16 protein-coding genes and 1 pseudogene are annotated in these 20,685 nt (G+C 70.8%); 14 read left to right on the forward strand and 3 right to left on the reverse strand.

Annotated elements, in window-relative coordinates; all coding sequences use genetic code 11:
* The first annotated feature begins 79 nt into the window (after positions 1–79).
* From OH768_RS41795 to OH768_RS41805, 3 genes are read left to right on the forward strand one after another with little or no spacing between them, the layout of a single operon-like run.
* Entirely contained in the window at positions 80–1,444 is a 1,365-nt protein-coding gene (locus tag OH768_RS41795) for a glutamine synthetase family protein (RefSeq protein WP_406461670.1), read from the forward strand.
* Positions 1,445–1,452: 8 nt separating this feature from the next.
* A complete protein-coding gene (locus tag OH768_RS41800; protein WP_406461672.1) occupies positions 1,453–2,847 on the forward strand; it encodes an aldehyde dehydrogenase family protein in 1,395 nt (464 codons plus the stop codon).
* Positions 2,844–3,626: a 3-oxoacyl-ACP reductase gene (locus tag OH768_RS41805; RefSeq protein ID WP_406461673.1), complete on the forward strand. Its 783-nt coding sequence runs from the start codon at positions 2,844–2,846 to the stop codon at positions 3,624–3,626. Before OH768_RS41800 ends, OH768_RS41805 begins: the two co-directional genes overlap by 4 nt.
* A gap of 45 nt (positions 3,627–3,671) precedes the next feature.
* Here the strand turns inward: OH768_RS41805 and OH768_RS41810 are convergent, their stop codons facing one another.
* Positions 3,672–4,874, reverse strand: coding sequence for an amino acid deaminase/aldolase (locus OH768_RS41810; RefSeq protein WP_406461674.1), 1,203 nt, complete (start codon positions 4,872–4,874; stop codon positions 3,672–3,674).
* A 2,199-nt stretch (positions 4,875–7,073) separates the two neighbouring features.
* On the opposite strand from OH768_RS41810, the gene OH768_RS41815 reads away from it, so the two are divergent.
* The gene (locus tag OH768_RS41815) at positions 7,074–7,946 is read left to right on the forward strand and encodes a hypothetical protein (protein WP_406461675.1); all 873 of its coding nucleotides are present in this window, start codon (positions 7,074–7,076) and stop codon (positions 7,944–7,946) included.
* Positions 7,943–9,118, forward strand: a complete 1,176-nt coding sequence (gene mycP, locus OH768_RS41820) for a type VII secretion-associated serine protease mycosin (protein ID WP_406461677.1) — start codon at positions 7,943–7,945, stop codon at positions 9,116–9,118. Before OH768_RS41815 ends, mycP begins: the two co-directional genes overlap by 4 nt.
* A 12-nt stretch (positions 9,119–9,130) precedes the next feature.
* Here mycP and OH768_RS41825 read toward each other — a convergent pair whose 3' ends face one another.
* Positions 9,131–10,135, reverse strand: a complete 1,005-nt coding sequence (locus OH768_RS41825; protein WP_406461679.1) for a serine hydrolase — start codon at positions 10,133–10,135, stop codon at positions 9,131–9,133.
* Positions 10,136–10,285: 150 nt separating this feature from the next.
* On the opposite strand from OH768_RS41825, the gene OH768_RS41830 reads away from it, so the two are divergent.
* The gene (locus tag OH768_RS41830; protein WP_406461681.1) at positions 10,286–11,020 is read left to right on the forward strand and encodes an SseB family protein; all 735 of its coding nucleotides are present in this window, start codon (positions 10,286–10,288) and stop codon (positions 11,018–11,020) included.
* Between the two features lie 4 nt (positions 11,021–11,024).
* Here the strand turns inward: OH768_RS41830 and OH768_RS41835 are convergent, their stop codons facing one another.
* A complete protein-coding gene (locus OH768_RS41835; RefSeq protein WP_406461682.1) occupies positions 11,025–11,396 on the reverse strand; it encodes a DUF1844 domain-containing protein in 372 nt (123 codons plus the stop codon).
* 339 nt (positions 11,397–11,735) lie between these two features.
* On the opposite strand from OH768_RS41835, the pseudogene infC reads away from it, so the two are divergent.
* The 8 genes and pseudogenes from infC (at position 11,736) to OH768_RS41875 (ending at position 20,569) form a co-directional block, all read left to right on the forward strand.
* A pseudogene (gene infC, locus OH768_RS41840) lies at positions 11,736–12,447 on the forward strand (translation initiation factor IF-3).
* 107 nt (positions 12,448–12,554) lie between these two features.
* The gene (gene rpmI / locus OH768_RS41845; RefSeq protein ID WP_019065473.1) at positions 12,555–12,749 is read left to right on the forward strand and encodes a 50S ribosomal protein L35; all 195 of its coding nucleotides are present in this window, start codon (positions 12,555–12,557) and stop codon (positions 12,747–12,749) included.
* A 102-nt stretch (positions 12,750–12,851) separates the two neighbouring features.
* A complete protein-coding gene (gene rplT, locus OH768_RS41850) occupies positions 12,852–13,235 on the forward strand; it encodes a 50S ribosomal protein L20 (protein WP_019066261.1) in 384 nt (127 codons plus the stop codon).
* A 171-nt stretch (positions 13,236–13,406) separates the two neighbouring features.
* A complete protein-coding gene (locus OH768_RS41855) occupies positions 13,407–14,255 on the forward strand; it encodes a TrmH family RNA methyltransferase (protein WP_406461685.1) in 849 nt (282 codons plus the stop codon).
* Positions 14,256–14,311: 56 nt separating this feature from the next.
* Entirely contained in the window at positions 14,312–15,448 is a 1,137-nt protein-coding gene (locus OH768_RS41860) for an ATP-binding protein (protein ID WP_406461686.1), read from the forward strand.
* Between the two features lie 166 nt (positions 15,449–15,614).
* A complete protein-coding gene (gene pheS / locus OH768_RS41865; protein WP_019066264.1) occupies positions 15,615–16,742 on the forward strand; it encodes a phenylalanine--tRNA ligase subunit alpha in 1,128 nt (375 codons plus the stop codon).
* Positions 16,742–19,246 (forward strand): phenylalanine--tRNA ligase subunit beta, encoded by a 2,505-nt coding sequence (gene pheT, locus OH768_RS41870; RefSeq protein ID WP_406461688.1) that lies wholly within the window; start codon positions 16,742–16,744, stop codon positions 19,244–19,246. The genes pheS and pheT overlap by 1 nt, the downstream gene beginning before the upstream one ends.
* 192 nt (positions 19,247–19,438) lie before the next feature.
* Complete coding sequence (locus tag OH768_RS41875) at positions 19,439–20,569, forward strand: PP2C family protein-serine/threonine phosphatase (RefSeq protein ID WP_406461690.1); 1,131 nt, start codon at positions 19,439–19,441, stop codon at positions 20,567–20,569.
* Positions 20,570–20,685: the final 116 nt, after the last annotated feature.

The following is a 20,685-nucleotide window of genomic DNA, read 5'->3' on the forward strand; positions in this document are numbered from 1 at the left end:
CCAAGCAATGGTTCTCCGCAATACCTTATGGCTTCCGGCCCGGCCGGAAAAAGCGCGCAGAAGCCGAAGGAGCTTTCCCGTGGCAGACCGCACACCCCCGCTGAGCGTCGAGGAGCTGCACGCTCTCGTCGCCGGCGGCGAGATCGACACTGTCGTCCTGGCCTTCCCCGATATGCAAGGCCGGCTCCAGGGCAAGCGGTTCGCCGCCCGCTTCTTCCTCGACGACGTGCTCCAACACGGCACCGAGGGCTGCAACTACCTCCTCGCCGTCGACACCGAGATGAACACGGTCGACGGCTACGCGATGTCCTCCTGGGAGCGCGGTTACGGCGACTTCGCCATGCACCCGGACCTGTCCACCCTCCGCCGTGTGCCCTGGAACGCGGGCACCGCCATGCTCATCGCCGACCTCGCCTGGAACGACGGATCGCCGGTGGTCGCCGCACCCCGCCAGATCCTGCGCCGCCAGCTGGAGCGCCTCGCCGAGCACGGTTTCACCGCGCAGGTCGGTACGGAGCTGGAGTTCATCGTGTTCAAGGACACGTACGAACAGGCCTGGGACGCCAACTACAGAGGTCTCACGCCGGCCAACCAGTACAACATCGACTACTCGGTGCTGGGGACCGGGCGCATCGAGCCGCTGCTCCGCCGGATCCGCAACGAGATGGCCGCCGCCGGCCTGACCGTCGAGTCCGCCAAGGGCGAGTGCAACCCCGGCCAGCACGAGATCGCCTTCCGCTACGACGACGCCCTCGTCACCTGCGACCAGCACGCCGTCTACAAGACCGGCGCCAAGGAGATCGCCTCCCAGGAAGGTGTCTCGCTCACCTTCATGGCGAAGTACAACGAGCGCGAGGGCAACTCCTGCCACATCCACCTCTCGCTCGGCGACGGGGACGGCGGCAACGCCATGGCCGGGGACGGCGAGGGCGGCATGTCGGAGGTCATGCGGTATTTCCTCGCGGGCCAACTCGCCGCGCTCCGTGACTTCTCGCTGCTCTACGCCCCGAACATCAACTCCTACAAGCGGTTCCAGCCGGGCTCGTTCGCGCCGACCGCCGTCGCCTGGGGCTACGACAACCGCACCTGCGCGCTCCGGGTCGTCGGCCACGGCCGCTCGATGCGCTTCGAGAACCGGCTGCCCGGCGGCGATGTGAATCCCCATCTGGCGGTGGCGGGGCTGGTCGCGGCCGGGCTCTACGGGATCGAGCAGAAGCTGGAGCTGCCGGAGGCCTGCGCGGGCAACGCCTACAGCGGCGAGTACGCGCACGTCCCCACCAACCTCCGCGAGGCCGCCGAGCTGTGGGAGAACAGCCCGATCGCCAAGGCCGCCTTCGGGGACGAGGTCGTCGCGCACTACCGGAACATGGCGCGCGTCGAACTGGAAGCTTTCGACGCCGCCGTCACCGACTGGGAGCTGCGCCGCTCCTTCGAACGCCTGTGAGGACCCCGTTGCCTGCCGAGCACCCGCTGCACGTACTGAACCCCGCCACCGAGGAGGTCATCGCCACCGTCCCGGCAGCCACCGCGGCCGACGTGGACGCCGCCGTCGTACGCGCCGCGCGGGCCCAGGCGAAGTGGGCCGCGCTGCCGCCCGCCGACCGCGCCCGTCTGCTGCGCCGCTTCGCGACCGCGGTCGACGAACACCTCGAAGAACTCGCCCAGTTGGAGGTGCGCGAGGCCGGGCACACGGTCGGCAACGCCCGCTGGGAGGCCGGCAACGTCCGTGATCTGCTCGACTACGCGGCCGGGGGAGTGGAGCGGCTGACGGGCCGGCAGATCCCGGTCGCGGGCGGCCTGGACATCACGATCCTCGAACCGCTGGGCGTGGTGGGCGTGATCGCGCCCTGGAACTTCCCGATGCCGATCGCCGCCTGGGGCACCGCCCCGGCCCTCGCGGCGGGCAACGCGGTCATCCTCAAGCCGGCCGAGACGACCCCGCTGACCGCCCTCCGGCTGGCCGAACTCGCCCTGGAGGCGGGCCTTCCCGAGGGCCTCTTCCAGGCACTGCCTGGCCACGGCCCGGTCACGGGCACCGCGCTCGTCGAGCATCCCGGCGTCGCGAAGATCGTGTTCACCGGGTCAACGGCCGTAGGCAAACAAGTGTTGGCGAAGGGCTCGGAACTCCTCAAGCGCGTCACCCTCGAACTCGGCGGCAAGAGCCCCAACATCGTCTTCGCCGACGCGGACATCGAGGCAGCCGCAGCGGCGGCCCCCATGTCCTTCCTCGACAACTCCGGCCAGGACTGCTGCGCCCGCACCCGCATCCTCGTCCAACGCTCCGTCTACGACCGGTTCCTGGACCTCCTGACCCCCGCGATCGAAGGGGTCACGGTCGGCGACCCGGCCGACGAGAAGACGGACATGGGTCCGCTGATCTCCAAGGTCCAGCTGGAGCGCGTCCGTTCGTACGTCACCGACGACCTGGCCGGCATCCGCGGCAAGGCGCCCGAGGGCCCCGGCTTCTGGTTCCCGCCCACCGTCGTCACCGGCGTCGACCCGCACGCACGCGTGGCCGTCGAGGAGGTCTTCGGCCCGGTCGCCGTAGTGCTCCCCTTCGAGGACGAGGCGGAGGCGATCGGCCTGGCCAACGCCACCGACTACGGCCTCTCCGGCTCCATCTGGACCCGTGACGTCGGCCGCGCCCTGCGCGTCTCGAAGGCCGTCCGGGCCGGCAACCTGTCCGTCAACTCCCATTCCAGCGTCCGCTATTGGACCCCCTTCGGCGGCTTCAAGCAGTCGGGGATCGGCCGCGAACTCGGCCCGGACGCGCTCACCGCCTTCACCGAAACCAAGAACGTCTTCATCAGTGACGTCTCCACCAGCACGGAGGGCCCAGCACAGTGACCTCAGAGATTGTTTGCCGGCGTCTTGTCGGCCGTACCGCGGTCATCACCGGAGCCGGCAGCGGCATCGGCCTCGCCACCGCGCGGCGGCTCGCCTCCGAGGGGGCCAACGTCGTCTGCGGCGACATCGACGAGACCCACGGCAAGGCGGCGGCCGACGAGGTCGGCGGGCTCTTCGTGAAGGTCGACGTCACCGACCCCGAGCAGGTCGACGCGCTCTTCAAGGCCGCCTTCGACACCTACGGCAGCGTCGACATCGCCTTCAACAACGCGGGCATCTCACCGCCCGACGACGACTCCATCCTCGACACCGGCCTGGAGGCCTGGAAACGCGTCCAGGACGTCAACCTCACCTCCGTGTACCTGTGTTGCAAGGCCGCGATCCCCTACATGCGCCGCCAGGGCAAGGGCTCCATCATCAACACGGCGTCCTTCGTGGCCAGGATGGGGGCGGCGACCTCCCAGATCTCCTACACGGCCTCCAAGGGCGGTGTGCTGGCCATGTCCCGTGAACTGGGCGTGCAGTTCGCCCGCGAGGGCATCCGCGTCAACGCGCTGTGCCCGGGCCCGGTCAACACCCCGTTGCTCCAGGAGCTGTTCGCCAAGGACCCCGAGCGGGCCGCGCGCCGCCTCGTCCACATCCCGGTCGGCCGCTTCGCCGAGGCGACCGAGATCGCCGCCGCCGTCGCGTTCCTGGCGAGCGACGACTCGTCGTTCGTCAACGCGGCGGACTTCCTGGTCGACGGCGGGATCGCGGGAGCGTACGTCACCCCGATGTGAGCCGTGAACCCCCGCCGGAGCGGGGGCAGTTGACCCCGTGAACTCTCACAGGAAGGTCAGGCCCTCGCCCCGGTAGGTGGGGACGGTGGCCGTCACCTGGTCGCCCTCGATCAGGTGCAACGCGTCGAACCGCTCGCACAGTTCACCGGCCTTGGCATGCCGGAACCACACCTTGTCGCCGATGAGCAGATCGTCGGCGGGGGAGCCGAGCAGCGGCGTCTGCACTTCGCCGGGCCCCTCCTGGGGGTCGTAGCGCAGACCCTCCGGCAGATACGGCACCGGGAGCCGGTCGGGGCCGGCGGCGCCGGAGGCGGGGTAGCCGCCGCCGAGGACGGTGACCACGCCGACGCCCGGGCGCCGTACGACGGGCTGGGCGAAGAGCGCGGCCGGACGGGCCGTGAACGACGTGTAGTTGTCGAAGAGGCGCGGCACGTACAGCCCGGAGCCGGCCGCGATCTCGGTCACGGAATCCTCGGCGGCGGTGTACTGGACACTGCCGGTGCCACCGCCGTTGACGAACTCCAGATCCGGTACGACGGCCCGCACGGCCCGCACCACTTCCGCGCGCCGCTCGGCGAGTTCACGCTTGGCGGTGGCCTGCATCAGCCGGATGGCGCGGGAACGGAAGGGCCGCCCCGAGACGGAGTCGCCGACACCGGCGATGTGGCCTTCGTAGGCCATGATCCCGACGACCTTGAAGCCGGGGCGACGCGACACCGTCCTTGCGATGTCGGCGAGTTGGGCGGGGGAGCGGAGGGGGGAGCGGAGCGCACCGATGCGCACCCGGCCGCCGAGCATCCGCAGCGCGGTGTCCAACTCCAGGCAGACACGCACCACTTCGGTGCCGCCGTCGCGGGAGTCGTCGATGAGCTTGAGCTGGGCCGGGTCGTCGATCATCACGGTGACGGCGGAGGCGAGCTTGGGGTCGCTGGTCAGTTCGGCGAAGGCGGCGTGGTCGGCGGACGGGTAGGCGAGGAGCACGTCGTCGAAGCCGGAGCGGGCGAGCCAGAGGGACTCGGCCAGGGTGAAGGACATCAGGCCCGCGAAGCCGTCCCTGGCCAGGACGCGTTCGAGGAGGGTTCGACAGCGGACGGACTTGCTGGCGACGCGGACCGGCTTGCCGCCGGCCCGGCGGACGAGGTCGTCCGCGTTGGCATCGAAGGCGTCCAGGTCGACGATCGCGAGAGGGGCGTCGAGGTGGGCGGTGGCCCGGTCGTAACGGGCCCGGTCGGCGGCGCGCGCAGTCATGAACGCAGCCTGCCAGACAGGATTACCGCAGGGTAGGGGGACGTTCCGGGCAGAAGCCCCTGGGGTGTGGACTGGTTCCCGTTCGAGCGGGGGCAACCCGTAGAGTGACGCGCACGCACGGAGGAAACGCCGCCGGTCGTTCGACCGCGCCCGGGATGGCGGTCCGCCGCGGCGGGTATGCGTGCTCGGGACGACTTTGTTTTTTGTGCGTGCCGGGTGAGGCGGGGTGGACGCCGGCGCGTATACGAACAAGGGCAGGAGCACACCGGCCCGCACATGAAACAAACGGTGGCCCGGGTACGAGGAAACGGGGGGTGCATGAGCACGGAAGCGCGGCGCGCCCCCGTACCGCCACATCCCACCTCGCCGCGGGCCCCTTCGGGGAGTTCGACGCAGCCCGTGAACGACACAACAGGCGAAGACTTGGACGGACCGTATTCCGGCACTGGGGGATCTTCCGGGGCTGCTTCGGGGACAGGTTCGGGGCGGGGTCCGATTCCGTCGGTTCCGTCGGTGTCGGGTACGCAGGATGCACAGGCGCACTCGGACGTGCAGGGCGGACCGGGTGCGGAGTCGGCCGAGAGTGACAGCCGGGGTGACGGGAACGGCAGGGTGACCTGGGGCGGCGACCGGCCCGGTACGGGGTGGTGGGAGGGCGGCAACGCGAGACGCGCGGCCCGGCGGAGCGCCGGGGCCGACGCGGGCGCGGACTTCCGGGGAAACGGCTCGGAGGCGGACCGCGCTGCGGCTCCGGGCAATGGGTTCGACACGGGTTCGGTTTCTCCGGGCAACGACTTCGAGACGCGCGCCGGGCGTCCGGCCAACGGCCCCGACGCACGCGGGGCGTCCGAGGACAACGGCCTCGAGAGCGGCGGCTTCGAGAACTTCGCGAACTTTGAGAGCGACGGCTTCGCGGGCAATGGCTCAGGAACCGGCAACGGGTCCGGGGCTGGGGCGGGTTCCGAAACCGGGTCCGGGGCTGGAACTCGAACCGGAGCCGGTTCAGGTTCCGTCGGCGGGTCGGCAGGAGGCTCCTCCGACGCCCGGCCGCGCTTCCCGGGTCTTCGGCCCTTCTCGCCCTTCGCCGCCGAGACGGTGAGCCCGCCCCCGCCGCCGGCCTCGGCACGCTTCCCGGACACACCGCCGGCATCCGCGACCGACCCGCGCCGCGCGAACCCCGAACGACCCGGTACCGTCCCGCCCCAGCCACCCCACCGGCCCACGGCGACGGGCGCCGGCGAAGCACCCCGGGAAACCAGGCCGGAGACGAGCACACCCCTCCGCCCGACCCCGCCGACAGCCTCCGACACCCCGCCGCGCCCTGCAGTCCCGCCGCGCCCCGCGGGTGAGGCTCCGCGCGAGGCCCCTGACCGACCGCGCCAGGAGCCGTCCCGCCCGGCGACGCCTCCCGGTTCCGCTGTTCCGCCGCGCCCGGCGGGCGAGGCTCCACGTCAGTCGTCCGACCGGCTGCGGCAGGAGCCGTCCCGTCCGGGAGCGCCTGCTGGGTCGGCTGTTCCGCCGCGTCCTGCGCGCGAGGCCCCTGACCGACCGCGCCAGGAGCCGTCCCGCCCGGCGACGCCTGCCAGTTCCACTGTTCCGCCCCGCCCCGTGACGTCTCCCGGCCCCGCTGACCCGTCGCGCCCCGCGACCGAGACCTCACCGCCGACGGCCGACCGGCAACGCGACACCCCCGCCCGGCCGGTGACACCTCCGTCGCGTCCGGCTGTCACTCCCGAGGAACCGTCGGAGACCACCTCTCAGCTGAGGCCGCCGCCCCCTGCTGCCCCTTGGCGGGGTGAATCGTTCACGGATCCCACTGGCGGTGCGCCCACGCGCGGTGTGTGGTCGCCTTCCGGTGCCGGTGCGCCGTATCCCTCCTCCGCTACTGGAACTGCCGAGCCCCGGCCTTCCGATGCCCCTCCCGCTGGACCCACGGCGTCCGGTTCCGGCTCCTCCGCGCCCACCACCGAAGGCACTGACACCGGCACCGCCCCCTGGTCATCTGCCGCTCCCACTACCCCAGTTCAGCCCGCTCCCGCCCCGGTCCCCGACGGCACCGGCACCAGCGCCTGGTCGCCCGCCGCCCCCGGTACCCCCGTCCGCCCCGCCTCCGAAATGCCGCGGCCCGGAGTCAACTCGGGTCCCGATCCCGCCTTTTCCTGGAGTTCGCCGACAACTCCCGTCGGCGGGCGGCCGGTTGTGTCGTTCGGGGAACCCGAGGGGTATGACGAGCGGGTGCGGCCGCGGCCGTTGGGGGCGCGGATACGGTCCCGTACCGCCGCTGTCGCCGCCTGTGTCGTGCTCGGTCTCGGTCTCATCGGCGGTGCGGTGACCGGGAGTTGGCTCACCGGCGACGACGGGGACGGCGGCGGTCCGAGCACCTTCGCCGCCGCCGGGCAGTTGTGGCACAGCGTGCCCGTCGACCAGCTGTTCCCGCCCACCGTGCAGGGCCAGGGCGCGGGCCCCGGCGGCGCCGACCGCACCTGGACCCGTATCGCCGTGGCCCCGGACACCGGCTGTACGGGCGCCTTCGACCCGCTGCTGAGCAGAGTGCTCGCCCCGGTCGGCTGCCAACGGCTCCTGCGCGCCACCTACACCGACGCCACCCAGAGCTATGTCACGACGGTCGGCCTCCTCTTCACCAAGGCCGACATCGCCGCGATGACCTCGCTGTCCACCCGGTTCAAGAACGAGAAGCTCGGCGACCGGACCGACCTCCTGCCCCGCGCGTACGCCGCGAAGGGCACCGTCGCCGCCACCTTCGGCGACAAACAGCGGGCCTCCTGGACCGTCTCCGTCCTCACCGACGCGCCCGTCGTCGTCTACGCCGTCTCCGGCTGGGCGGACGGCCGTACCGTCGACGCGCCCGAACCCGCCGACGAAGCCGTCACCTCCGGCTCCACCACGGCCCCCTCGCAGTCGGGTCTCGGCAATGAGGCGCAGGGGCTCGCGGACCGTGTCGAGCGGAGCCTGCGCAAGACCGTCGACTCACCTTCCGAGACCTCGGCCTCAGAGACGTCGAAGACGTCGGAGACCGCTGCGAGTTCGAAGGCCTCGGAGGGGAACTCATGAGCGTCACGTCCCGCCGGGCCGGGCTGGTGAGCGCCCTGCTGGCCGCCTCCCTCGCCCTGGTCCCGTCCACCGTCGCGCACGCCGACGGCATTCGCGCCCAGGAATGGGCCCTGGACGCCATGCACACCCAGGAGGTCTGGCAGACCACCAAGGGCAAGGGCATCACCGTCGCCGTCCTCGACACCGGCGTCGAGGCCGACCACCCCGACCTCGTCGGCAACGTCCTCACCGGCAAGGACATGGTCGGCTTCGGGGCGAAGCCGGGCGACCGGGCCTGGGCCCGCCACGGCACCGCCATGGCCGGCATCATCGCCGGGCACGGACACGGCCCAGGTGACGAGGACGGCGTCATGGGCGTCGCCCCCGAGGCCAAGATCCTGCCCGTCCGCGTGATCCTCGAAGACGGCGACTCCGCGCGCAGCAAGGCACGCACCACCCGGGGCAACGCCCTTGCGGACGGTATCCGTTGGGCCGCCGACCACGGCGCCGACGTCATCAACCTCTCCCTCGGCGACGACTCCGCCTCCGCGCACCCCGAGCCCGCCGAGGACGAGGCCGTGCAGTACGCCCTGAGGAAGGGCGTCGCCGTCGTCGCCTCCGCCGGCAACGGCGGCGAGAAGGGCGACCACGTCTCCTATCCGGCCGCCTACCCGGGGGTGATCGCCGCGACCGCCGTGGACCGCTACGGCACCCGCGCCTCCTTCTCCACCCGCCGCTGGTACGCCACGGTCAGCGCGCCCGGCGTCAACGTCGTCATCGCCGACCCCGACCACAAGTACTACGAGGGCTGGGGGACCAGCGCCGCGTCCGCCTTCGTGTCGGGCGCGGTGGCGCTCATCAAGGCGGCCCACCCGGGGCTGACCCCGGCCCAGATCAAGAAGCTCCTCGAGGACACCGCCCACAACCCTCCGGTCGGCGGCCGGGACGACTCCCGGGGCTTCGGCTTCATCGACCCCGCCGCCGCGATCAAGGCCGCCGCGGCCCTCAAGCCGACGAACCTGCACGCCGCCGCCTACGGCAAGAAGTACTTCGGTGCGGGACCCGACCCCATCAAGACCGACAGCCGTACGTCCGACTGGGCGGGCCCCCTCGCGGGCGGCGTCGGCGGAGTCCTGCTCGTCGCGGGGGTCGTCCTCTGGCGTGGCCGACGCAAACGGCCCGAGGGCTTCTAGAGTCTGTGGGAGTCAATCGGTGGCGGACGCGGAAGCCGGCGTAGAAGAGTCGCTCGCCGCGAACGCCGCGACCCCCGCCTTCGCCGCCGCCTCGATCAGCGTGATGCCCTTGTTCTGCGTCGTGCTGCCCTTCGACAGCACCGCGATCAGGTACTCGTGCCCGTCCGCGGCCGTCACCCGCCCGATGCTGTTGACGTCCCACAGCCCGGTCGTGCTCCGCGCCAGCCAGCCGTTCTTCAGCCGCCACTTGGAGCCGTCGGCCGCCGCCGAGACCCCCCACTGCTGGTCGGCCTCTATCTTCCCCATCAGCCCCTGGATGTACGACTTCGAGGCCGGGCTGAGCTTGGAGTCGTCCCCGAACACCTGCTGGAGCAGGGTGAGTTGATCCGCGGCCGTGGTCTGCGTCAGCCCCCAGAGCGGGCCGTCGCCACCCTTGGTGCCGGTCAGCCCGAACGTCTTGTTGGCCGCGTCGAGCCCGTCCGCCGTGCCGATGATGTTCCACAGCGCCGTAGCGGAGTTGTTGTCGCTGTTTTCGATCATCGTGGTGGCGTACGACTTCTCGGTCGTGGTCAACTGCCGCCCCGCGTGCTGCGCCTGCAGCAGCAGTGTGGCCAGGATGTCGACCTTGACGATGCTCGCCGTGTCGTAGGCCGCGCTGCCGTACGTGGCGCTCTCACCGGAGTCCACGTCGAGCACGGCCACGGACACCTTCTGCTGCCCGGCCGGGGTCACCGCCTTCATGGCCTTGGCCACCAGCGCGTCGTAGTCCACCGTCGGCCGTGTCACCGGTTCCACCGTCGCCTCCCCGCTGCCCGATGCCGCCGCCGACGCCGACGCGGAGGCGGACGGCGCCGCCGCCGACGATACGGGGCCGGAGTGCGCCTGCGCCTTCACGTACACGGTTCCGGCCGCCGTACCGCCCACCACGGCGACGGTGGCGAGGGCGGTGTAGAGGAGCGGACGGCGCCGGGAGGGACGCGCGCGGTGGTTTCGGCGGGCGGCTCTGGAAGACTCCATGCCCGCGATCGTGGAGGCGGCGACTGTGCGAACCGTGAGACGAAAGTTAGATGTCTGTCAACGGTTTCTGAGAAAGGTGTGAAACCGGTGTCTCCTGTGTTTCAGGACCCGCACAAGCCCAGCAGGATCCCCCCGATAGGGTCGGTCACCGTGGCGAACAAGAACATTCCCGACTCCGGCTACTCCGACGACGACGGCTCGGCCGATCCCGCACTGAGCGCGGCGCTTGCCGCCTGGGCCCAGGACCGTACCGCCGTGGATCCCGTCCTTGCGGCCCTCAAGGGCGCCCGGCTGCTCGTGCCCGTGGTGGCCGTGCTCGGCGAGGTGGACGTGGACGAGAAGGGGCTGCGCCGCGAGAAGACCAGCGACATGGCCGTCCCCACCCTGAAGGCCGGCGGACGCACCGCGCTGCCCGCCTTCACCTCCAGCGACTCGCTGGCCCGCTGGGACCCGGCGGCGCGCCCCGTGGCCGTACCGCTGCACCAGGCGCTGCAGGCCGCCGCGCACGAGAAGGCGGACACGATCGTGCTGGACATGGCGGGGCCGGTGTCCTTCGAGCTGTCGGGGCCCGCGCTGCTGGCCCTCGCCGAGGGGCGTACCAGTGTGGACCCGCTCACCGATCCGGCGGTCGCGGAGGCGGTCCGCGCCGCGCTCACCGACGTGCGCGCGGTTCTTCGTGCCTACCTCGGCGCCGGCCGGGGCGACGGCACTCTCGCCCTGGTCTTCGAGCCCGCCGTGCCGCCCGCCGGCGGCATCCACGCGGTCGCGCGCCGGCTCGCCGCCGAGGAGACGCTGAGGGCCCGCCTGGTGCGCGGCCTCGACCTGGCAGTCCTGCCGGCCGGGGCGACGCCTCCGGGCGAGCCCTTGTACGTACGTATGGGGTGAGTTCCTAGCCGTAGACCGGGCCCGTGTACTTCTCGCCCGGGCCCTGGCCCGGCTCGTCGCGGACGAGGGACGCCTCGCGAAACGCCAGCTGGAGCGACTTCAGGCCGTCGCGCAGCGGGGCCGCGTGGAAGGAGCTGATCTCGGTCGCGCTCGCGTCGAGGAGCCCGGCCAGGGCGGTGACCAGCTTGCGGGCCTCGTCCAGGTCCTTGTACTTGTCGCCCTCGTCGGTCAGACCGAGCTTCACGGCGGCGGCGCTCATCAGGTTGACGGCGACCGTCACGATCACCTCGACCGCCGGGACCTCCGCGATGTCGCGGGTCAGGGCGTCGAAGTCGGGGGAGTCGGGATTCGGGGACCCGGGGGGCGTGTCACTCATGCCCCACACGATAGGGCCCGGTGTACGGCGGTTCGCACCACCCCCGGGTAGCTGCTAACCTTGTGTGATGACCGGCCAGGCACTCGTGTGCCCGGCCAACAAGTGGAGGCTCCGATCTCCCACCTGACTGTCCTCACGGGCGGCGGGTCACCCCCGGTCAGGCGGTTGCCATCGTTCCGTACGGACGATGGAGTCGCCCGAAAGCGCGCCCCGCGATCATCGCGGCGGTGCTCCGGCAGTGTTTTGGAGCCCCGTCTTGTGATCGTCCGGGGCATTTTTTGTGCTTCGGCGCGGTTAGGTCTGTCTATCGAGACAAACGCGGCCGTCCGCCAGATGGCCGTGTGGTGCTAACCGAGGAGGATCCATCAGCGCCGAACCCCGCATCAACGACCGGATTCGCGTTCCCGAGGTGCGACTGGTCGGTCCCAGTGGCGAGCAGGTCGGCATCGTGCCGCTTGCTAAGGCCCTGGAGCTTGCGCAGGAATACGACCTGGACCTGGTCGAGGTCGCGGCGAACGCCCGTCCGCCCGTGTGCAAGCTCATGGACTACGGGAAGTTCAAGTACGAGTCGGCCATGAAGGCCCGTGAGGCGCGCAAGAACCAGGCGCACACGGTCATCAAGGAAATGAAGCTCCGGCCGAAGATCGACCCGCACGACTATGACACCAAGAAGGGTCACGTCGTCCGGTTCCTGAAGCAGGGCGACAAGGTCAAGATCACGATCATGTTCCGCGGTCGCGAGCAGTCCAGGCCCGAGTTGGGCTACCGACTGCTGCAGCGTCTGGCTTCGGACGTCGAGGACCTCGGGTTCGTCGAGTCGAACCCGAAGCAGGACGGCCGAAACATGATCATGGTGCTCGGCCCGCACAAGAAGAAGACCGAGGCGATGGCCGAGGCCCGCGAGGCCCAGGCCGCCCGCAAGGCGGAAGCGAAGGCCAACCCGGGCAAGTCGCAGAACGCCGCGGAGTCCGACGTCGAGGACGAGAACAGCGTCGGCGAGGACATCGTCGACGAGGTCGAGGCCCCGGCCGAGGCTTCCGCCGACGCCTGATCCCCGGACGTCAGTCCAGGGATGTAACCGATACAAGAGCGACGCTCCACCGTGCCCGGTTTCACGACCGGGCATCGGAGCGCCACCGACGAGGAGATAACGGCGCTATGCCGAAGAACAAGTCGCACAGCGGTGCCAGTAAGCGCTTCAAGATCACCGGCTCCGGCAAGGTGCTCCGCGAGCGCGCCGGCAAGCGCCACCTGCTCGAGCACAAGTCGTCCCGTGTGACGCGTCGCCTCACCGGCAACGCCGAGATGGCCCCGGGCGACGCCAAGAAGATCAAGAAGCTTCTCGGCAAGTAACGTACGCGGCGCTCCCGCCGAGCGCCGTACGTCTGGACCGGGACCCCATCGATTCCGGGCCGTGTGAGTCCAACCACGGCCCCGCTACAAGGAGTTAAACAAGTGGCACGCGTCAAGCGGGCAGTCAACGCCCACAAGAAGCGCCGGGCGATCCTCGAAGCCGCCTCCGGCTACCGCGGTCAGCGTTCGCGTCTGTACCGCAAGGCCAAGGAGCAGGTCACCCACTCGCTGGTCTACAACTACAACGACCGCAAGAAGCGCAAGGGCGACTTCCGTCGGCTGTGGATCCAGCGCATCAACGCCGCTGCCCGCGCCAACGGCATCACCTACAACCGCTTCATCCAGGGTCTGAACGCGGCCAACATCGAGGTCGACCGCAAGATCCTCGCCGAGCTGGCCGTCAACGACGCCGGTGCGTTCGCCGCGCTGGTCGAGGTCGCCCAGAAGGCGCTGCCGAGCGACGTCAACGCGCCGAAGGCCGCGTGACGCTGCGCTGGCTTTAGCGTGAGTTGAAGGACCCGCAGGTTTTCAGGCCTGCGGGTCCTTTGGTGTCAGCTCCGGTAGTTGTTCGGGTGCGGGCCGGTGGGGGCTGGTCGCGCAGTTCCCCGCGCCCCTAAAGAAACCTGGGCGCCCTGAGATTTGAAGGTGAAGTAGAGAATGTCCCCTCACGGTCCCGAGCTCATTTCTCCCCGTTCCGCTCGTGTGGCCGCCGCCCGGCGGCTCGCTCGGCGGAACTTCCGGAGCAAGGAGCGGCTGTTCCTGGCCGAGGGGCCGCAGGCCGTGCGGGAGGCCGCCGGGTACAAGGACACGCTCGTCGAGTTGTTCGCGACCGTTGAAGCCGCGGAGCGGTACGCCGACATCGTCGGTGAGGCCCGTGAGGCCGGTGCTCGGGTGCATCTCGCCGATGAGCAGGTGATCGCCGACATCTCCACGACCGTGACTCCGCAGGGGCTCGTCGGAGTCTGTCGGTTCCTCGACACCCCGTTCGAGGAGATCCTGAAGGCCCGGCCCAAGCTCGTCGCCGTGCTCGCCAACGTGCGCGATCCCGGCAACGCCGGCACCGTTCTGCGCTGTGCCGATGCCGCCGGTGCCGAGGCCGTCGTACTGACCGATGCTTCCGTCGATCTGTACAACCCCAAGGCCGTACGGGCCTCCGTGGGCTCCCTGTTCCATCTGCCCGTCGCTGTCGGGGTGCCTGTCGAGCAGGCCGTGGCCGGGCTCAAGGACATCGGGGTGCGCATCCTGGCCGCCGACGGGGCCGGGGCCGACGACCTCGACGACGAGCTGGACCAGGGGACCATGGGCGGGCCCACAGCGTGGGTTTTCGGGAATGAAGCCTGGGGGCTTCCGGAGGAGACCCGCGCACTCGCGGACGCCGTCGTGCGGGTTCCGATCCACGGGAAGGCCGAAAGCCTGAACCTGGCCACCGCCGCCGCCGTATGTCTGTATGCGTCTGCCCGTGCACAGCGCGGCTCCGGAGGGTGCCGCTCCGTCACCGACAGCTAGTAGGGTGACCAGCTCGGGGGCCACCTGCGCCGTATGAGAAGAGGTGGGGTACGGGGATGACTGTCGGCACGAGCAGCGCGCCAGGAGCACGGGGCGTGCCCCGGCCGTCCACGGCCCGGCACGACGACCTCACCGGCCTCGGTATCGACCCCGACCAACTGGCCGACGGCCTGGTCGTCGCCGACGAGCACGGCCATGTCATCTGCTTCAACGCCGCCGCCGAGCGCATCACCGCCGTCCGCGCCGCCGACGCCCTCGGACAGCGGCTGGAGAAGGCCCTCCCCTTAGAGGACCTGGAAGGCCGCCGCTGGTGGCAACTGACCGATCCCTACGGCGGGTTGGCCATCCGGGTACGGCAGCCCGAGCGCAACCTGCTGCTGCCGGGCGGGCACGAGGTGCTCGTCACGGCTCGCTATGTTCGTTCGGAACCTCTCGGTCCGGTCCGCCGCGTCGTCGTCTCCCTGCGGGACACCGAGGCCCGCCGCCGCACCGAGCGCAGTCACGCCGAGCTGATCGCCACCGTCGCTCACGAACTGCGTTCCCCGCTCACCTCGGTCAAGGGCTTCACCGCGACCCTGCTCGCCAAGTGGGAACGCTTCACCGACGACCAGAAGCGGCTGATGCTGGAGACCGTCGACGCCGACGCCAACCGCGTCACCCGGCTCATCGCCGAGCTGCTCGACATCTCCCGCATCGACTCCGGGCGGCTCGAACTGCGCCGTCAGCCCGTCGACATTGGCGCGGCCGTCGGCCGTCACATCCAGGCGTATGTCGCCGCCGGCCAGCCCGCCGACCGGTTCATGCTCCGCGTCGAACAGCCGCTGCCCGACCTGTGGGCCGACCCCGACAAGGTCGACCAGGTGCTGAGCAACCTGCTGGAAAATGCGGTGCGCCACGGCGAGGGAACCGTCACTATCGACGTCACGGCCTCGGCGTCCCCCCGCGAGGGGGAGGAAACCGGCACATCGGTGACGGTCAGCGACGAGGGCCCAGGCATCCCGGAGGAGTCCATGAACCGCGTCTTCACCCGCTTCTGGCGGGGCAGCAAGCGCGGCGGCACCGGACTCGGGCTGTACATCGTCAAGGGCATCGTCGAAGCCCACGGCGGCACCATCACGGTCGGCCGCGCCCCCGGCGGCGGCGCCGAGTTCCGATTTATGTTGCCCGTGGGCACCCCGGCGTATCTGCAGTAGCCCTGCCGCAGCCGCCGACGAGGCCCCACGGGCGCGGTCACCTGCCTCACCCCCGTTAGACTCGGCCTTTGGCACCTTTGCGTCCCCGTTTCAGGGACGACGACGCGTCCCCCGAGTCGAGTCGGGACGGGGACCATCCGCCAGCCAACCGGAAGCACGGGAAGAGATGTCGGCACCGAATAAGTCGTACGACCCTGTAGAGGTCGAGGCCTTGAAACCGGAAGAGATCGAGCGCATGCGGGACGAGGCGCTCGCCGCCTTCGCCGCCGCCGGTGATCTCGACGCGCTCCAGGAGGCCAAGGTCGCCCACACCGGCGGCACCTCCCCGCTCGCCCTCGCCAACCGCGAGATCGGCGCGCTGCCCCCGCAGGCCAAGGCAGCCGCCGGCAAGCTCGTCGGGCAGGCCCGGGGTGCGGTCAACAAGGCCCTCGCCGCCCGCCAGGCCGAGCTGGAGGCCGACCGCGACGCCCGCGTCCTGGTCGAGGAGGCGGTGGACGTCACGCTGCCGTACGACCGTGTACCGGCCGGCGCCCGGCACCCGCTCACCACGTTCATGGAGCGCGTCGCCGACGTCTTCGTGTCCATGGGCTACGAGATCGCCGAGGGCCCCGAGGTCGAGGCGGAGTGGTTCAACTTCGACGCGCTCAACTTCACCCCGGACCACCCGGCCCGGCAGATGCAGGACACCTTCTTCGTCCAGGGCCCGAAGGGGACTGAAGGCGACGAGTCGGGTGTCGTACTGCGGACGCACACCTCGCCCGTGCAGGCCCGCGCCATGCTGGACCGCGAGCCGCCGGTCTACATCGTGTGCCCCGGCCGCGTGTACCGCACGGACGAGCTGGACGCCACGCACACCCCGGTCTTCCACCAGATCGAGCTCCTCGCCATCGACGAGGGCCTCACCATGGCCGACCTCAAGGGCACCCTCGACCACATGGTCCAGTCGCTCTTCGGCGCGGAGATGAAGACCCGGCTGCGGCCGAACTACTTCCCCTTCACCGAGCCGTCCGCCGAGATGGACATGCTCTGCTACGTCTGCAAGGGCGAGTCCGTCGGCAACCCCGACCGCCCCTGCCGCACCTGCTCCTCCGAGGGCTGGATCGAGCTGGGCGGCTGCGGCATGGTCAACCCGCGCGTGCTCGTCGCCTGCGGGGTCGACCCGGAGAAGTACAGCGGATTCGCCTTCGGGTTCGGCATCGAGCGGATGCTGATGTTCCGCCACAACGTCGAAGACATGCGAGACATGGTCGAGGGCGACGTCCGGTTCACCCGGCCGTTCGGGATGGAGATCTGATGCGGGTCCCGCTTTCTTGGCTGCGGGAGTACGTCGACCTGCCGGCGACGGAGACCGGCCGCGACGTCCAGGCCAAGCTCATTTCGGTCGGCCTGGAGGTCGAGACCGTCGAGCAGCTCGGCGACGGCCTCAAGGGCCCGCTCGTCGTCGGCAAGGTCCTCACCATCGAGGAGCTGGAGGGCTTCAAGAAGCCCATCCGCTTCTGCACGGTGGACGTCGGCCAGGCCAACGGCACCGGTGAGCCCCAGGAGATCGTCTGCGGCGCCCGCAACTTCGCCGTCGGCGACAAGGTCGTCGTGGTCCTCCCCGGCGCGGTCCTGCCCGGCGACTTCGCGATCGCCGCCCGCAAGACGTACGGCAAGACCTCGCACGGCATGATCTGCTCCGGCGACGAGCTGGGCATGGGCGACGACGGCTCCCACGGCATCATCGTGCTGCCGCCGGAGCACGAGGTCGGCACCGACGCGATCGAGCTGCTCCAGCTCGTCGACGAGGTCCTCGACATCGCCGTCACGCCCGACCGCGGCTACGCCCTGTCGATGCGCGGCGTCGCCCGCGAGACCGCCATCGCCTACGGCCTGCCGCTGCGCGACCCGGCCCTGCTCGACGTACCGGGGCCGAACGCGTTCGGCTACCCGGTCCAGGTCTCCGCGCCGCTCGGCTGTGACCGCTTCACCGCCCGCACGGTGACGGGCCTCGACCCCGAGGCCCGCTCCCCGCTCTGGCTGACCCGCCGCCTCCAGAAGGCGGGCATGCGCCCGATCTCGCTCGCCGTCGACATCACCAACTACGTGATGCTGGAGCTGGGCCAGCCCCTGCACGCCTACGACCGTTCCCGCGTCCAGGGTCCGATCGGTGTGCGCCGGGCCACCCAGGGCGAGAAGCTCACCACCCTCGACGGCGTCACGCGCACGCTGGACGCCGAGGACCTGGTGATCACCGACGACCGGGGCCCCATCGGCCTCGCGGGCGTCATGGGCGGCGCCAACACCGAGATCGACGACACCGAGGGCACCACCACCGAGGTCGTCGTCGAGGCCGCCCACTTCGACGCGCTCTCCATCTCGCGCACGGCCCGCCGCCACAAGCTGGCCTCCGAGGCGTCCAAGCGCTTCGAGCGCGGCGTCGACCCGCAGGCCGCTTCGGCCGCCGCGCAGCGTACGGTCGACCTCCTGGTCCTCCTCGCGGGCGGCACGGCGGACGCCGGCGTCACCGAGGTCATTGCCCCGTCGGCACCCCACACCATCACCATTCCGGCCAACCACCCGGACAAGGTGGCGGGTGTCGACTACGGCCGCGAGACCGTCGTACGGCGTCTCCAGCAGGTCGGCTGCGACGTGTACGGGCAGGACGAGCTGATCGTCACCGTCCCGTCCTGGCGCCCCGACCTCACGGACCCGAACGACCTGGCTGAAGAGGTCATCCGCCTTGAGGGCTACGAGAACCTGCCCTCCACGCTCCCCAAGCCCCCCGCGGGCCGGGGCCTCACCGACCGGCAGCGGCTGCACCGCCGGGTCGGCCGTGCACTCGCGGGCGCCGGTTACGTGGAGGCGCCGAACTACCCGTTCGTCGGCGAGCACGTCTTCGACCAGTTCGGCCTGGCCGCCGACGACCCGAACCGCAAGGTCGTCAAGCTGGTCAACCCGCTCTCCGACGAGGAGCCCGCACTCCGTACGACGCTGCTGCCGGGCCTGCTGGGTGCCCTGCGCCGCAACGACGGCCGCGGCTCCCACGACCTCGCGCTCTTCGAGACGGGCCTGGTCTTCCACCCGCGCGAAGAGCTGAAGATCGCCGTACGGCTCCCCGTCGACCGGCGTCCGACCGACGAGGAGATCGCCTCCCTCACCGAGGCGCTCCCGCTGCAGCCCCGGCACGCGGCCGTCGTCCTCACGGGCGCCCGCGAGCAGACCGGCTGGTGGGGCAAGGGCCGACCGTCCGACTGGGCCGACGCGGTCGAGTCGGCGCGGGTGCTCGCGCGTGAGGCCGGTACCGAACTCATCGTCCGTGGCGGGCAGTACGGGCCGTGGCATCCCGGCCGCTGCGCCGAACTCGCCGTCGTCGTCGAGGGTGTTGAGCAAATCATCGGGTACGCCGGTGAGTTGCACCCCGGTGTGCTGAAGACCCTGGGTCTGCCCGCGCGCACCAGCGCGATGGAACTGGACCTGGACGTCCTGGAGTTGGCGTCGTCGGGTGTCCCCAAGGGCCCGAAGATCTCCACGTTCCCGGTCGCCACGCAGGACGTCGCCCTGGTCGTCGACGCCTCGGTCCCGCACGCGGACGTCGAGGCGGCGCTGCGCGAGGGTGCCGGTGAACTGCTGGAGTCCATCCGGCTGTTCGACGTCTACGACAACGCCGCGCAGCTGGGCGAGGGCAAGAAGTCCCTCGCCTACGCACTGCGTTTCCGTGCGGCGGACCGGACGCTGACCGTCGATGAGGCGTCGGCGGCTCGGGACGCGGCGGTGGCGCTGGCCGCCGAGCGCACGGGAGCCGTACTGAGGGGCTGATCGCCGGAGCGGCCGATTCCCTACCGGGACGGCCCCTACCTGCATAAATGCGCCTGTCTCATGTCACCTCACTCGTTCGGGTGAGAAGTTCGGGCGATCTGGCCCGATCGGGGCATGCGGTCGACAGAATCGGACCGGCCTTTCGGGGTCGGTCCGATTGCGCTGTCGGGGCCTATTTGGGGGGCCACAGGCATGATCCGCATCAAGGCTGGGGTTCCCCGCAGGCCGCGCCCGAGGCCGCGCGCCCGCCGTCCACTGCGCCGGGCGCTCGCTCTGGGGCTGCCCACGATGTGGGGCGCCATAGCGATCACCTACAAACTCACCTGCCCGCTCGCCCAGCAGACCGGCCTGGGCGCCCGCATCGTCACCAGCGCGGTGTTCTTCGCGGTCGGCACCGGTCTCATCGTCCAGGTCCGCCGCTCCCTGCTGCGCGAACTCCGCCAGATCCGCCAGATCGCGGGCGCCGCCCAGAACGCGCTGCTCCGCCCACTGCCACCCCGACTCGACGGCCTGAACATCGCCGCCGCCCAACTCTCCGCCGAGCGCGGCGCGGTGGTGGGCGGCGACCTCTACGAGGTGATCGCCACCGAGCACGGCGTCCGGGTCGTGATGGGTGACGTACGCGGCCACGGCATCGCCGCGATCGGCACGGTCGCCGCGGTCCTCGGCAGCTTCCGCGAGGCCGCCCACGACGAACCCGACCTGGAGGGCGTCCTACGCCGCCTCGACCGCGCCCTCGCCCGCCACCTGCGCGAACGCGCCCGCGCGGAACACCCGGCGTCGGGCGCGCTGGACCCCGACAGCCAGGTGGCCGAGGAGTTCGTCACGGTACTGCTGCTGGAGATCGGCGCGGACGGCGAACTCCGCGCTCTCAACTGCGGCCATCCGTGGCCGTATCGGTTGAGCGGGACGGGTGCCGAGCCGCTGGCCCGGGCAGATCCTCTTCCGCCTCTCGGCCCGTTTCCCCTGCCGACGGCGCTGCCTTTCGTCTGCTGCGGTCAACTGCTCCCGGGCGAGGCGCTGTTCCTGTACACGGACGGAGCGGAGGACGCCCGCGACGCGCGGGGCCGCTTCTTCCCGTTGAGGGATGTCTTGGCAAAGGTGGTGGCCCAACACCCGCTGCCCGTACCGCAGTCCGTGCTCGGCTCGGTCTTCACGGCATTACTGCGCCACACGGGCGGCACCCCGACGGATGATGTGGCGATACTCGTCCTCCGCAATGACCGCAGGCCCGCATCCACACCCTCAGGGCCGCAGGGAACTGCGCACTCAGCGACGACGCACCCGCACCCGACGAACTACCCACAACGCAACGGTGTCTAGTCGCACCGTTCCGCCCGCAAAGCCAGGCCGCCGCACTTACGAGGGGGAGCCGGCGGCCCGGCCGGCCTCTTGCGAGGCAATCCAGTCAACCGGTTGGAAACTCTCCGCGACAGCGC

Source organism: Streptomyces sp. NBC_01622 (assembly GCF_045209635.1).
GTDB lineage: Bacteria > Actinomycetota > Actinomycetes > Streptomycetales > Streptomycetaceae > Streptomyces.